Origin of the sequence: Algoriphagus locisalis (assembly GCF_900116615.1) — a bacterium.
Taxonomy (GTDB): Bacteria; Bacteroidota; Bacteroidia; order Cytophagales; family Cyclobacteriaceae; genus Algoriphagus; species Algoriphagus locisalis.
Genome location: NZ_FPBF01000006.1, coordinates 86,793 through 100,336, shown reverse-complemented (window position 1 = coordinate 100,336; position 13,544 = coordinate 86,793). Strand labels below are relative to the sequence as shown.

The window sequence follows — 13,544 nt, the reverse complement described above, 5'->3', positions numbered from 1 at the left end:
CATGTCAATATTTATTGAATGGAAAAACAATAAAGCACAATTGTTGTTATTCTAATTTGAACACATTACCGCTGAAAAATGCTGATTGAACCAGGAGAATTATTAGCTCAAATAAATAGTCCCGAAGACCTTAAAAAGTTTCCGAAAGATAAACTGGTTCAAATATGTGATGAACTTAGACAATTTATTATTGATAATGTATCTGTCTATGGTGGTCATTTCAGCGCTAGTCTTGGCGTAGTCGAGCTTACCGTAGCCCTTCATTATGTACTGAATACTCCTGAAGATCAACTTGTTTGGGATGTAGGTCATCAGGCATATGGGCACAAAATCCTTACAGAAAGAAGAGAACGTTTTCATACAAACCGCCTATATGGTGGTCTTTCAGGTTTTCCAAAAAGAAAAGAAAGCGAATACGATACATTTGGCGTAGGCCACTCAAGTACTTCAATCTCCGCAGCCTTGGGCATGGCGGTAGCTTCCCAATACAAAGGGCTAACAAAAAAACAGCACGTGGCCGTAATCGGTGATGGTTCTATGACAGGTGGAATGGCTTTCGAAGCTATGAATCATGCTGGAGTTAGCGATACCAATTTGATTATTGTTCTGAATGATAACTGCATGGCCATCGACCCCAATGTCGGTGCGCTTAAGGATTATCTGACTGACATTACGACTTCCAAAACTTACAACAAAGCAAAGGATGAAGTATGGAAGATCTTAGGCAAACTGAGCAAGTTTGGAACTAGTGCACAAGACGTAATATCAAAAGTAGAAGGTGGAATCAAATCTGCCTTATTGAACCAAAGCAACCTTTTCGAATCATTGAATCTTCGCTACTTCGGTCCGGTAGATGGGCATGACGTCAATCATTTGGCAGAAGTGCTGAAGGATCTTAAAGATATTCCCGGACCAAAAATCCTTCATTGTGTAACGATGAAAGGCAAGGGATATGGACCTGCAGAAAAAGGCAATCAAACGACTTGGCATGCGCCAGGGGCATTTGATAAAGTAACTGGAGAGATTTATAAAACGACTCCAAGTACTCCACAGGCACCTAAATATCAGGATGTTTTTGGACATACATTGGTGGAATTGGCTGAGCAAGATGATAGAATCATGGGTGTTACTCCTGCAATGCCATCTGGTTCTTCCATGAATATCATGATGAAAGCAATGCCAAATCGCGCATTTGACGTGGGAATTGCTGAGCAACATGCAGTAACTTTCTCGGCAGGATTGGCGACCCAGGGACTCGTTCCTTTCTGTAATATCTACTCAACTTTTATGCAACGTGCATATGACCAAGTGGTCCACGATGTGTGTTTGCAAAATCTTCCAGTGGTTCTTTGTTTGGACAGAGCTGGCTTTGCCGGTGCTGACGGACCTACTCACCATGGCGCTTATGATATTGCATATTTCCGCTGCATTCCAAATTTGGTGGTTTCAGCGCCTATGAATGAGGAAGAGCTTCGGAATATGATGTATTCTGCAACACTTCACAATGGACCCTATTCTATCAGATATCCAAGAGGCAAAGGTGTGATGCCGGAGTGGAAAACTCCATTTGAGGAAATCCCTGTAGGGCAAGGAAGAATTGTCAAAGAAGGGGAAGAGATCGCCATTTTGACTATCGGGCACATCGGTAATTATGCTGCAGAAGCATGCAAAAAGCTTGAAAAAGAAGGATTAAACCCTGCTCAATACGACATGCGATTTGTGAAGCCCCTTGATGGAGAGTTACTTCATGAGATTTTTGGCAAATTCAAAAAAGTCATCACAGTAGAAGATGGCTGCTTGATGGGCGGTTTTGGATCTGCTGTGATTGAGTGGATGATGGATCATGGATATCAAGCACAAGTGAAGCGTCTAGGCATTCCAGATGATATCATTGAGCACGGCGAGCAACATGAATTGCATAAAGAATGCGGATTCGATCCCGAGGGAATAGCTGCCGCAGTCAGAAGCCTCACAGAGGTTTCCAAAACTCTTTCTTAACATGTCTTCAATTAGTTTTTTTGAAAAAGGCGAAGGGCAACCTATTGTCCTGATTCATGGTTTCTGCGAAATCGGAGAAATGTGGGCAGACTTTGCAGATGCTTTATCCAATCAATTCAGAGTAATATGTCCTGACCTTCCAGGTTGCGGAAATTCCCCTTTGTCACTATCCCAAAATAGCTTAGAGGAAGTCGCAGTGCAGCTGGAAGAGTGGATGGAGGAAAACTCGATTCACGATCCAATCGTCATAGGTCATTCTCTGGGTGGTTATGTGACGCTGGCTTTATTGGAATTAATGGGCGATAAGCTCCAGGCTGTAGGGCTTTTCCATTCCACTGCATTTGCAGATGACGAAGAAAAAAAGGAGATGCGAGATCGTACCGTAATCTTTTTGAAAAAACACGGTGTGGATAAGTTTGTCACTTCATTTGTTCCGCCACTTTTCCCTGAGGAAAGAAGAGAAGAGCTTGACTCAGAAATAAACTTGGCAATAGAACAAGCAAAGCGTTGCACCTTGGATGGGTTAATCACTTATACCAAAGCGATGCGGGATCGAAAAGATCGATTCGAAGTATTAAAAAACTTCTCTGGCTCAAAGTTGATGATCGCCGGCATGCTAGACGGAGCTGTGAAAATAGATGCGAGTCGCAAGCACAAAGAAGCAGTAACAGACTATTTCGAACTTGAAAATACCGGGCACGTGGGTATGATAGAGCGAAAAGAAGAAAGTTTGAAAATCGTAAGAGAGTTTTGTGTGAGGGTTGTTAGCAGATAAGTAGGCTTAATTTCGCTCTTCATATAGAAAGCCTATTGCCACTGCGCGGAAAATTTACCTCAAATTTTGTATTCAGTTTCTTAAAAAAGAGTTTAAAAATTTGCCGTGGGCCTCGACTTCGCTCGGCCACCGTCAAGTTGATTGAGAGAAGAGGGAGGGGGAAAAGCGTGGCTGCGCCACGCTTTTCCCCCTCCCTCTACATTATCAGTAGTCATTCGGTTGGTGAGCTTGTCGAACCAATCGAACTACCTTTACTTAATTCCTTCAATTTTTGAAAGTCTCGATTTATTAAAGCTTCTTTTTTTGCACGAGACCATTTTTGAATCTGCTTTTCTCTTTCAAATGCTTCATCAATTCTATCGAACTCTTCAAAGTAAACTAGCTTGACAGGAAGGTGTTTTCTAGTAAAATTAGAACCTTGGCCAAGCTGATGCTCTTGCATTCTTAAATCAAGGTTTTTGGTACTTCCAGTATAATACGATCCATTTCCACAAATCAATATGTACATGAAAGCTTCCATAAGGATCTACTTGAAGGTTATTTTTTACAACTCTTAAAACAAAAGTAAAGAAGGTTTATCATAACTGGCTCCCCAGCACTCCCATCAACTTCTCTAGATATTCCTGATCCACTTCATCAAAATCATCCAACTGATCGGAATCCACATCTAAAACCATCGCGACTAGTCCTCCTTTGAAAACCGGAACAACTATTTCAGACTTAGAAGCCGAGCTACAGGCGATATGGCCTGGAAAAGTATCTACATCGGGTACGAGAATAGTTTTGCCTTCTTGCCAGGCTGTACCACAAACACCTTTACCAAGAGAAATTCTTGTACAGGCAATCGGGCCTTGAAATGGTCCCAATACTAACTGATTTTCCTTGACTAGGTAAAACCCAACCCAAAAGAAGTCAAAGGCTTCTTTTAGTGCTGCAGAAATATTTGCAAGGTTCGCATAAAGATCTGGCTCACCAGTGATCAATGCTTCGATTTGTGGCAAAATCGCTTCGTACTTTTCGACTTTAGTGGCCGATTCAGGTATATATAAACTTTCAGACATGATGATAAATTCTTAAGGTATCTTCCAAGATTTCGATACTCTCGGATACTGGGGTAGGAGGAAAAGGTGCTGCTATTCCGCTACCAAATTTGTTACGGCTTGTAAACACGCGGGCTTCGTCCCAAAGTTCGGATGCCAAGAACTTATTCAATAAATAACTGCCACCCTCTACAAGTACAGATTGGATATTCCGCTGGTATAGCTGCTCAAGAATGTCTTTTATCTGAAAACCAGAATTCAATTTGACATATTCTAAAGTACCCCGAACTTCTGATTTTAGGGTATTGAAGCAAATCGTCGGTACAGCTTCATCAAATAATTTCAGTGAATTTGAAAGCTCCAGCTTACTGTCTATTACCAATCTAAGTGGGTTTTTCCCAACCCAATCTCTCACATTCAAGGCAGGATCATCGTATTTGGCTGTGTTTTTCCCAACCATGATAGCATCTTCTTCAGCCCTCCACTTATGCACGAGTTGACGGCTGGAAGCATTCGTGATCCATTTCGAAGAGAAATCTTCTCTTGCCACAAATCCATCTGCGGTTTGTGCCCATTTCAAAATAACGTAAGGGCGTTTCATTTCGATTTGGGTGAAAAATCGCTTGTTCTGAATTCTAGCTTTTTTTTCCAAAAGACCAGTTTCGACTTCAATTCCAGCGTCTTTTAAAATCTGAATACCTTTTCCACCGACTAAGGGATTCGAATCGAAAGCCGCGATGATTACTCTTTTCACCTTTTTCTCTACCAGCAGCTTGGCGCAAGGAGGTGTTTTCCCGAAGTGCGCGCAAGGCTCTAAAGTTACGTAAACCGTAGATTCACTCAACAATTCCTGATTTCGCACAGCATAGACTGCATTGACTTCCGCATGAGCCTTTCCATACTGCTGGTGGTAGCCTTCCCCAATAATCTTATCCTGATGCACGATCACACAACCCACCATTGGGTTTGGGCTGACCTTTCCCCGGCCAAACTCAGCCAGTTCCAAAGCTCTTTGCATGTATAGCGTGTGTGAATCCATTAGGGTCTTCTCACGAATAGTACATCGCTCAGCACAGTATCTCTGTCCGCTAAAACTTCTATCTCCAAACTTTGATTTAGATAGAGTTCGTCTTTGGCATCAAAGTATAACCTGTAGTTTCCAGGCTGAACTCGAAAAATATAATTGCCAGAAGCATCAGTATGGGTAGAAATTGAGTCAGAGCCATCGCTCAGGTAAATAGCCGGAAACAAACTCGCAGGATCAACTGAACCTCTGACTTCCACTGTGCCAGCACCCCTTTGTATGCTGAAAAAAGGATCTAGCTCATAGGTAAGAGGGGATTCTGATGCCTCTATGATGGATTTTTCCAAATCCATATCCAAAATAAGATCGTAGGAGATTCCTTGCTCCAGATCCAAAGAAGTTGCGAGCGGAATGGTGTTGTCAGATCCTTCGGAAAGCTCCAGTACGTATTCTCTTTCGTTAAAAAACATCGAGTGGTCGTCACCGAGAAGGATTGAGACGCCAATTATTTGACCCAGAGGGAGTTCATCTCTGCCTAAAAGCAAGGCATTTCCAGCAACCAAGTCACTAATTTTCACACGCTTGTTGCCTGACTTGTACTCCAGAAAAAAAGTCTGACTCTGAGTCTCTCTCCCATCTACCAAAACCTCTAAGTCAACTCCATTGATCTCAACGAACACTGAATCCCATTTGGCCGGACTATCCACCAAAATCAGATTTACAAGAGATTTAGGACTGGAATCAGGGTCTTCACAGGAGGTGAAGATTAGTATAGAGACAAACAAAATAAGATAAAAGTGCAGTTTTTTCACATCGTAAATTTAGGCCAAATCTTTTCAAATTCAGAAATCAGGTAAATCTACATAGGATTCGAAAAAGGCACCTTTAATGTTGCCAAAAATCATAAATACTCTCTTATTATGTGAATAGCTTCTTATTTTTGGGCATGATGAAATGGGAGCGCCTTTTGTCCCGAGGCAGATTTGGGGACAAACCGGGATTCATACCCACACAAGTGGTTCGAAGCGAGTTTGAAGTTGATTACGATCGAATAATTTTTTCGTCTCCCTTCCGAAATCTTCAAGACAAAACCCAGGTTTTTCCTCTTCCCGAGCAAGCATTCGTACATACTAGGCTGACGCACAGTTTAGAAGTGTCTAGCGTAGGTAGGTCGCTGGGCAAAGCTGCTGGTGAAATGCTCCTGGAAAAGTATCCTCAATTGAATAAAACGGGGATAACTCCATTTGAAATCGGGGCAATTGTGGCTGCCGCAGCATTGACACATGATATTGGAAACCCACCTTTTGGGCATGCGGGAGAAGAAGCTATTTCTGATTTCTTCAAATTCCATCCTGCCGGAAAATGCTGGGAATCACACGTTCGCACAGAGCAATTGGCGGATTTGCATAATTTCGAAGGAAATGCTCAGGGTTTCCGAATGCTTGTTTCCAAGCAATTTGGATTGAAATTGACTTATGCAACTTTGGCAGCTTTCACCAAATATCCGCGTCCAAGTATGATTGCTCAGCGGGATATTGCCCGGAGAAGTCAGAAGAAATATGGATTTTTTATCAATCAGCTAAGTGATTTCGAACAAATGGGAGCAGTGCTCGGAATGGAGAAATCCAGCCCTGAATGCTGGTATCGGCACCCATTAGCTTTTTTGGTAGAAGCTGCTGACGACATTTGCTATAGCATTATCGATCTGGAAGATGGGTGCACACTTGGTCTGGTGAGTTTTGATGAAACTGTAAAACTACTTGCTCCAATATTGAAGGATAAGTTTGATCCAAAAAAACTAAAAGAGCCAAGGACCGAAGCGCAAAACTTAGGCGCTCTACGCGCTTTGGCGATTGGGGAGCTAATCAGCGAATGTGTAGAAGTATTCGCCAAATATGAGGAAGGAATGTGCAAGGGTAATTTTGACAAAGCGTTAACTGATATCATTCCTTCGGCTAAATCACTTCAGAAAATCACTGAGGTATCGATTCAAAAAATATATCGCTCTCAGGTTGTTTTGGAGAAAGAGGCTGCCGGATTCCAAGTTTTGGAAGGGTTGCTGGAAGTATTTTCAAAAGCACTTTACCATCAGTTTTATGACCCGGAAAAGTTCTCTGGTCAGGATAAGAGTATCTTAAGGCTATTGCCAGAGGATTTCCCGCTCAAAGGCTGGGGCGCAGAAGTCAATCCATATCCATTGCTTCGATCCTTAGTTGATTTTATTTCTGGAATGACAGATAAATATGCATTGAATCTCTACCGAAGAGTAAAGGGTATCTCTTTTCCTGGTTCTTAAATTACAGAAGTAATCCACCATGTATTCCCAAACGGATCCTTGATTCCACCGCTGCGTCCATAAGGTTTGTCCGAAACCTCCAAAATCATTTCGCTTCCTAATTCTAATGCCTGTTCAAACGCTGCGTCGGCATCTTTAACATAAACGAACAATCCAGCAGTCTGAGGCTCATAATCAGCGGTAGATTCTGCTATCATCACAGTGCTGTCACCAATTTTGATCTCTGCATGCATGATCTTAGATTCATCACGCATTTCTTTCAGAGCTATTTTCGCCTCAAAGACTCGTTCAGCAAATGTGATGAAGGAACCTGCATCTTGAAGAATCAAATAGGGCATTACCGTTTGGTAATTTTCAGGGACTTGAAGGTTGTTTTCCATAACTTCTTGTTTTTGAAAACTTATTTAAAAGTAAGTGTCCTTTTAAGATAGACCAAAATACATACCTCAAAGTATTTGAGTAATAAAAATACACGGCTTAAATCTTGTGAATAATAAGCTCCAAAGGCTAATATATGCGTATATAAAGCCTGCTAGAAATCTTCAATGAATTAGCGAAATCACCCATACGCTAAATAAAACCATATATGAAAAAGACCCTGATCATCATTTTAGGTGTAGTTATATTTTTGATCGCAGCTGCAGTAGCTGTTCCATTTCTATTCAAGGACAAAATCGCTGCCCGAATTGATCAAGAAATTGCCCAATCTGTGAATGCCAAAGTTATTTATGACATCGACAATGTAAGCTTGAGTCTTTTCAGACGGTTTTCGAATGTTTCTGCCCGTATCCAGGATTTTGATATCGTAGGAAATGCTCCCTTTGAAAATGATACCCTAGTTTCACTTCGTGAGCTTGCGATTGATTTCAATCTTAAATCTGTCCTTTTCGATGATTATCCAACGCTCACTGGAGTGCATTTGAATGGAGGGAATCTGTATATCAAAGTGCTGGAAGATGGTACAGCTAATTATGACATCACTTTTCCTTCAGAAGAAGTCGCAGTGGAAACCACAGAAAGCAATTTCAAAATCGGAGTGGACCAGATTCAGATCAGTAATCTCAATCTGGTCTATGACGATAGACAACTGGATTATTTTATAGCTTTGGGAGGAATCAATGCCGAAGGATCAGGCGATTTCACAGAAAACGTTTATGATCTGCCGATTACTATGGAAGCACTTATTGCGGATCTTACCTATGAAGATATCAGCTATCTCACTAACAAAACTTTTAAGGGGGAAACTCTGCTGAATATAGATATGGAGAACATGAAATTCACCCTAGGAGAGGGCGATTTTCAGTTGAATGATTTCCTTTTTGGTCTGAGTGGATTCATCGCAATGCCTGGAGATGATATTGAAATGGACCTTTCTATTGATGGCATTGACAATGAGTTCAAGAGTGTATTATCCCTGATCCCAGGGATTTATTCTGAGAGTTTTTCCAGTTTGAAAACCTCCGGTACCATGGATTTCAATGGAAAAATCAAAGGAATTTACAATGAGGAGAAGTTCCCATCCTTTGATATTTCCTTGAAAGTTGCCGACGGCATGTTCCAATACCCAGATTTGCCGAGGCCGGTGAAAAACGTGAATCTTGACCTCCAAGTCAAGAATGAAACGGACAACATCGATAATACTTCCGTTTCCATTCCCACCTTCAACTTAGACTTTGGCAGCAATCCGATTTCCGGCAAATTGTATTTATCAGATTTGGTAAGTTATACCATAGATGCTGCGCTGAAAGGCAAACTGGATTTAGAAGAACTTACTTCTATTTTTCCGATTGAAGGACTTGCGATGAAGGGAAATCTTGATGTAGTTGCTACTGCAAAGGGTAGATACGACTCAGCGGCGGGCATTATTCCTGCGATTGATGCTAAGTTACTTTTGGCTAATGGCTATGTGAAAAGTGCAGATTATCCAGCTCCACTAGAGAAATTAAATGTGAATGCCTTAATCCAAAACCCAAGTGGAAGCATGACAGATTTTCTCGTTGATTTGAGCCGCTTTGGATTTGAGCTGGAAGGTGAAGCCATCAATGGAAATATGAAAATCCGGGATTTCGACAAACTGATTTGGGATGGCGAAATCAAGGGCGGGGTAGATTTAAAGAAGATTTTGGCTATTTTCCCAATGGATGATATGTCTATGGAAGGCAGAATTCAGGCAGATATTAATACGAAGGGCTCTTATGCAGCAGTGGAAGCTGAAAAATACAATCAGCTGGAAACTCGCGGCACGATGGATATCAGCAATTTCAAGTATTCTTCTGCTGATGTGCCACAGGGTATTGAGATCGCTAAAGCAACAGCTGTATTCACTCCAGAGCGTATTAATTTGACAGAATTCGATTCGAAGATCGGTGAAAGCCCACTTCAGGCAACAGGTTATCTCTCCAATTACATGAATTACTTCTTGGGAGAAAATGGAACATTGAATGGTCAGCTTGCTATGAACAGTAGCCGATTCAATGTCAATGAATGGATGAGTGAAGAGGCCTCTGCGGATACTACGAGTGCAGAACTTTCAGTCATTGAGCTTCCAAAAAACATAGATTTCAATATGTCTGTGGTGGCAAGTGAAGTGCTCTACGATAATCTGAATCTCAAGGATGTGAAAGGAAATATGGCTTTGAAAGCTGGTGTGTTGAGCTTTTCTGATGCATCTATGAAGACAATGGGGGGCACAATTGCCTTGGCCGGCAAGTATGACCCTAGAGATCTCACTGCCCCGGCTTTCAATTTTAGCCTGAATATTTCAGAGCTCAGCATAGCTGAAGCATTTAAATCATTTAATACCATAAAAGCTTTCGCTCCGATTGCTCAAAACTTGACGGGTAGATTCAATTCCGATCTTAATTTCTCAGGTAAACTGGGACAAGACATGATGCCATTATTGTCCAGTCTTGATGGAAAAGGCTTGCTTAAAGTGGCTGAAACAGCGCTAAAAGACAGTAAAATCCTAGAAGGAATAACCAGTCTCACCAAGCTAAAAGATGTCAATACACTACAACTCAAGAATATTTCCATTCCAATTACTATCGAAAATGGGGTAATGGATGTGAAGCCTTTTGATGTGAAACTTTGGGATTACCAGGCAAACGTTCAGGGAACAGCTGGTTTTGATGGCTCGATAAATTACTTGGTAAACATGCAGATTCCTGCTGGGAAATTCGGGTCTCAGGCGAATGCGCTTCTCTCTACTATCACTGGAACAGCTACTGATGAGAATACCACCATTCCATTGGCACTGAACCTTTCAGGAACGTACAATTCCCCAAAAATCTCTCTTGCTGGTGGGAACAGTATAGAAACATTGCTGGCAAATGCGCTTAAAGCCAGAGTGAGTGGTGAAGCTCAAAATCTCCAGAATCAGGCCACAGAACAGTTCAATGCTGCACAGGACAGCTTGAAAATTGCACTAAAAGCAAAATCGGAAGTTGCTCAGGATAGTGCCAAAAAGGAACTTGAGAAACAAGTCGATGTAGCCAAAGACAAAGCTGTTGATGAAGCGAAGAAGTTGTTGAAAGGATTCTTTCCGAAAAGCACGCCTCCTGCTAAAACTGATACTACAACGGTGAAAAAGGATTAAGATTTGATAGTTGGAGCGAAGTCGAACAGCCAAATAAATGCTTTGACTTCGCCCAATCTTACTATATGAAATTTTAATCCTCAATCAATCGTAATCGGAAATTTTCAATTTTTCCTCCCTCCAAATGATTTTGCCATCTATCCAATACTGGCTGCTCTAAGTGCGCTTCTCTATATTCATCAGGATTCATGATTGGAATACCCTTGATGATGGGATAAATTCTCTCACAACTAGGACAATTAAGCCATCCTTCCAAGATGTTTTCATGTGCATCTTTTAATATTATTTTCAGCGTTAAGTCTTGCTTATCAAATGGACAGCAAAGCTTTTCTATAGTTTCAATTTTCATTTTTTTAAATCGGTAAGTAATTTTTGGTAGTTAGAAATGGCTTTCCCGGGATCTGCAGCACTCATGACCCCTGATACCACAGCTATGCCGTCAAAATCCAAGTCGCTTAGCTTTGGTACTTTTTCTGGGGAAATTCCTCCTGCCAGGAAAATGGGTATGGAGGTGATTTCTCTTGTTTTTTGGACTGTCTCAAACTCCACCAAATCACAGCTATTTGCGGTGGATGATGGAAACATGGAGCAAAAAGAGAGGTAATCCACTTTGGCGAAAAGAGCCTGTTGGATCTGATCAAAGTCATTATTGATCGTCACTCCAATAAGTTTTCCTTGCTGTCTTAGCTTAGGAAGTGATAATAAATGATCGGAAGGCAAGACATCGAAATGCACACCATCCAAATCAAACAGCTCCACCCATTCAGGATGATTATTCATCAAAATAGGTATTCTGGTACCTCTACAGATTGCTTTTATTTTACAAATACGTGCTGCTACCTGATCCGGTGATTTGAAATTATCCCAAATCTGTACCGCACAGGGCTTAGCAGCTATCGCTTTTTCTAGTGATTCCATCAACTGGTTTTCATTGATAGAAGGATCGACCACTAGATAAACCCCAGGATTAATTCTAGTAAATTGACTCATTTCCATCCCGATTTAATCGCGTTAAAATATGCGGCCCAATAGGGGTCGGTTTCTTGATAAACTAGGGGAGAGGTACTTTCAGCTTTACTAATCATAATACCAGAATGCTTTTCGGAAACTCTCCCCACAGCGGTGCAAAGAATATTTTTGTGAGCAAGTCTTTGAATAACTTTATCTGAATGAGTAGGGTCACAGGCAATAGCCATCGATCCTGCACCTACACAATACCTCGGTTCTAGGCCAAACAATCCTGCTATGGAACACGCAGTATCGCCGACAGGAATCTGGTCATACTCAATTATTCCTCCCTTATCTGAAGCAACCAACATTTCATAGATAGCGCCCAAAACTCCACCTTCCGTCACATCATGCATAGCGTGTACTTCTCTGAATTTTTCATCCGTTCCCGAGGCGCAAAGTGCATCTTGAAGGGAGGACGTTTGGTAAAATTGTTCGCAAGCTGAAAGGTAAATTTCTACCCCTAGCTTTTGCTTGATAGTTTCCGGGAAACTCATCCCCAATATAGCTGTAGCTGTCAATGCACAGGATTTTGTCACCAAAATCACATCTCCTTCCTGCGCACCAGTGGAGCAAAGCACTTCTGATTCTTTTGCAACAGTGATTAAAGTACCGCCTCCAGCAAAGGTCGAATTTTGCCCTTGTACAAAACCAGTATGCCCACCTGTGATTGCGACACCGATTTCCTTGCAATACTGATCGATAAAACTCCAATAGGTACTGAAATCATCCTTCGAAAGTGTATCAGGCAAATTCAAGACGAACTGTCCATATTGAGGAGCAAAACCAGTCGTTGCCATATCATTTGCCATCAGGTGCACACTCAGCCAGGCAGATTCCTGCAAACCTAGCGAAGGAATCAATGATAATGGGTCACTCGTAGTCGCCATGGCCAGACCTCCAGGTAGGGTCGTAATGGCTACATCCACACCAAAGGCTGCTCCTTGCTTCACTTCCTTTCGCGAAGCTCCAAACCTTCCGGCAAGCAAATCCTGATACCCTTGAAAATTGATTTTCCCTAGTTGATCTGACATCATTCTACATCATTGAGTTTGACATATAAGCCGAAAAAGTCCCCATACGGAACACTCCACTGCTGAACGGGAAACCACTTTGGCAAGCCTGTACAAGACCATTCTATCGTATAATCCCGACCTTGAAGTGCTTCCTCTATGATTGCAATCAGCATCTTTGGAGTATAGAAAGTGGCAGTAACATAGAAGGGATTTTTACCAAAAACCTGCTGAACTCTACGTCTAAGAACTTTCGGAGAATTCCGATTCATCATTCCCATCGCTATCCCGTACTTGGCAACACGGGCAGATTCACGGATTACTTTCACCGGATCTTTGTAGTATTCAAACGTAGTAATGAATGCCAGTGAGTCGAAGGTATGATCCTTGAAAGGCATGTGATGGGAATCAGCCATGACCAAATCACCGTCAAACAAATGAATAGCTTGGGAGAGCATCAGTGGAGAAATATCCCCTCCCGTGGCTTTTATCCCAATTTCTTTCCACCAGCGCGTAAAACGGGTAGTCCCACAGCCAAATTCCAAAAGCGTTTTTACACGCTTGTCTTTGGATACCAACTGCTCCATGACTTTCTTTTGCCAGACTTCGGCGCGTTTGTATCGCCCTTCGTACCAAAGCTCGTAGGTGTCTGTGTGTGCTCGATTGAAAAACCATTCAGGACGATTCTGCCAGTTTTTCTGTGCATCAGGAAGTAATTCGAAATTAGTTTTCTCTAGTTCCATAGGGAATTTTAGGTTGCAAAAATGTTAACTGCATTTCCTGCGGTCAGACAAC

At 41.8% G+C, this 13,544-nt stretch carries 13 protein-coding genes; 4 read left to right on the top strand and 9 right to left on the bottom strand.

The genetic code is table 11. From position 1 onward, the window contains the following. Window positions 1–78 precede the first annotated feature (78 nt). Together dxs and BM386_RS16480 are read left to right on the top strand one after the other, a co-directional pair. Window positions 79–1,998, top strand: coding sequence for a 1-deoxy-D-xylulose-5-phosphate synthase (gene dxs, locus BM386_RS16485; protein ID WP_091696301.1), 1,920 nt, complete (start codon window positions 79–81; stop codon window positions 1,996–1,998). A gap of 1 nt (window position 1,999) precedes the next feature. Further along, the gene (locus BM386_RS16480; RefSeq protein WP_091696299.1) at window positions 2,000–2,773 is read left to right on the top strand and encodes an alpha/beta fold hydrolase; all 774 of its coding nucleotides are present in this window, start codon (window positions 2,000–2,002) and stop codon (window positions 2,771–2,773) included. Window positions 2,774–2,984: 211 nt separating this feature from the next. Here the strand turns inward: BM386_RS16480 and BM386_RS16475 are convergent, their stop codons facing one another. Genes BM386_RS16475 through BM386_RS16460 form a run of 4 tightly spaced genes read right to left on the bottom strand, consistent with a single transcriptional unit; the run spans window position 2,985 to window position 5,649 of the window. Then, a complete protein-coding gene (locus BM386_RS16475) occupies window positions 2,985–3,293 on the bottom strand; it encodes a GIY-YIG nuclease family protein (RefSeq protein WP_091696298.1) in 309 nt (102 codons plus the stop codon). A gap of 58 nt (window positions 3,294–3,351) precedes the next feature. Further along, window positions 3,352–3,834: a GAF domain-containing protein gene (locus tag BM386_RS16470; protein ID WP_091696296.1), complete on the bottom strand. Its 483-nt coding sequence runs from the start codon at window positions 3,832–3,834 to the stop codon at window positions 3,352–3,354. After that, on the bottom strand, window positions 3,827–4,852 hold the full coding sequence (gene ribD, locus BM386_RS16465; protein WP_091696295.1) for a bifunctional diaminohydroxyphosphoribosylaminopyrimidine deaminase/5-amino-6-(5-phosphoribosylamino)uracil reductase RibD: 1,026 nt from the start codon (window positions 4,850–4,852) through the stop codon (window positions 3,827–3,829). The genes BM386_RS16470 and ribD overlap by 8 nt, the downstream gene beginning before the upstream one ends. After that, window positions 4,852–5,649 carry a DUF4382 domain-containing protein gene (locus BM386_RS16460; RefSeq protein WP_170857111.1) on the bottom strand — a complete coding sequence of 266 codons (798 nt, stop codon included), beginning with the start codon at window positions 5,647–5,649 and terminating at the stop codon, window positions 4,852–4,854. Before BM386_RS16460 ends, ribD begins: the two co-directional genes overlap by 1 nt. Window positions 5,650–5,786: 137 nt before the next feature. Between BM386_RS16460 and dgt the strand changes: the two genes are divergently transcribed. Further along, on the top strand, window positions 5,787–7,133 hold the full coding sequence (gene dgt, locus BM386_RS16455; RefSeq protein WP_091696746.1) for a dGTP triphosphohydrolase: 1,347 nt from the start codon (window positions 5,787–5,789) through the stop codon (window positions 7,131–7,133). Here the strand turns inward: dgt and BM386_RS16450 are convergent. After that, window positions 7,130–7,513: a VOC family protein gene (locus BM386_RS16450; RefSeq protein WP_091696292.1), complete on the bottom strand. Its 384-nt coding sequence runs from the start codon at window positions 7,511–7,513 to the stop codon at window positions 7,130–7,132. The genes dgt and BM386_RS16450 overlap by 4 nt on opposite strands. 206 nt (window positions 7,514–7,719) lie before the next feature. Between BM386_RS16450 and BM386_RS16445 the strand changes: the two genes are divergently transcribed. Further along, window positions 7,720–10,728, top strand: a complete 3,009-nt coding sequence (locus BM386_RS16445) for an AsmA-like C-terminal region-containing protein (RefSeq protein WP_091696290.1) — start codon at window positions 7,720–7,722, stop codon at window positions 10,726–10,728. A gap of 73 nt (window positions 10,729–10,801) precedes the next feature. On the opposite strand, the gene BM386_RS16440 is transcribed toward BM386_RS16445, so the two are convergent. Genes BM386_RS16440 through BM386_RS16425 form a run of 4 tightly spaced genes read right to left on the bottom strand, consistent with a single transcriptional unit; the run spans window position 10,802 to window position 13,492 of the window. After that, complete coding sequence (locus BM386_RS16440; protein WP_091696289.1) at window positions 10,802–11,077, bottom strand: Trm112 family protein; 276 nt, start codon at window positions 11,075–11,077, stop codon at window positions 10,802–10,804. Next, window positions 11,074–11,718, bottom strand: coding sequence for a thiamine phosphate synthase (locus tag BM386_RS16435; RefSeq protein WP_091696745.1), 645 nt, complete (start codon window positions 11,716–11,718; stop codon window positions 11,074–11,076). Before BM386_RS16435 ends, BM386_RS16440 begins: the two co-directional genes overlap by 4 nt. Beyond that, window positions 11,715–12,770 carry an AIR synthase-related protein gene (locus tag BM386_RS16430; protein WP_091696287.1) on the bottom strand — a complete coding sequence of 352 codons (1,056 nt, stop codon included), beginning with the start codon at window positions 12,768–12,770 and terminating at the stop codon, window positions 11,715–11,717. Before BM386_RS16430 ends, BM386_RS16435 begins: the two co-directional genes overlap by 4 nt. Then, window positions 12,770–13,492, bottom strand: coding sequence for a class I SAM-dependent methyltransferase (locus tag BM386_RS16425; protein WP_091696285.1), 723 nt, complete (start codon window positions 13,490–13,492; stop codon window positions 12,770–12,772). The genes BM386_RS16430 and BM386_RS16425 overlap by 1 nt, the downstream gene beginning before the upstream one ends. Between the last annotated feature and the right edge of the window lie 52 nt (window positions 13,493–13,544).

Coding starts and splice junctions, on each gene's coding strand:
- dxs (WP_091696301.1), top strand. CDS start 79: ATGCTGATTGAACCAGGAGAATTATTAGCTCAAATAAATAGTCCCGAA.
- BM386_RS16480 (WP_091696299.1), top strand. CDS start 2,000: ATGTCTTCAATTAGTTTTTTTGAAAAAGGCGAAGGGCAACCTATTGTC.
- BM386_RS16475 (WP_091696298.1), bottom strand. CDS start 3,293: ATGGAAGCTTTCATGTACATATTGATTTGTGGAAATGGATCGTATTAT.
- BM386_RS16470 (WP_091696296.1), bottom strand. CDS start 3,834: ATGTCTGAAAGTTTATATATACCTGAATCGGCCACTAAAGTCGAAAAG.
- ribD (WP_091696295.1), bottom strand. CDS start 4,852: ATGGATTCACACACGCTATACATGCAAAGAGCTTTGGAACTGGCTGAG.
- dgt (WP_091696746.1), top strand. CDS start 5,787: ATGAAATGGGAGCGCCTTTTGTCCCGAGGCAGATTTGGGGACAAACCG.
- BM386_RS16450 (WP_091696292.1), bottom strand. CDS start 7,513: ATGGAAAACAACCTTCAAGTCCCTGAAAATTACCAAACGGTAATGCCC.
- BM386_RS16445 (WP_091696290.1), top strand. CDS start 7,720: ATGAAAAAGACCCTGATCATCATTTTAGGTGTAGTTATATTTTTGATC.
- BM386_RS16440 (WP_091696289.1), bottom strand. CDS start 11,077: ATGAAAATTGAAACTATAGAAAAGCTTTGCTGTCCATTTGATAAGCAA.
- BM386_RS16435 (WP_091696745.1), bottom strand. CDS start 11,718: ATGAGTCAATTTACTAGAATTAATCCTGGGGTTTATCTAGTGGTCGAT.
- BM386_RS16430 (WP_091696287.1), bottom strand. CDS start 12,770: ATGTCAGATCAACTAGGGAAAATCAATTTTCAAGGGTATCAGGATTTG.
- BM386_RS16425 (WP_091696285.1), bottom strand. CDS start 13,492: ATGGAACTAGAGAAAACTAATTTCGAATTACTTCCTGATGCACAGAAA.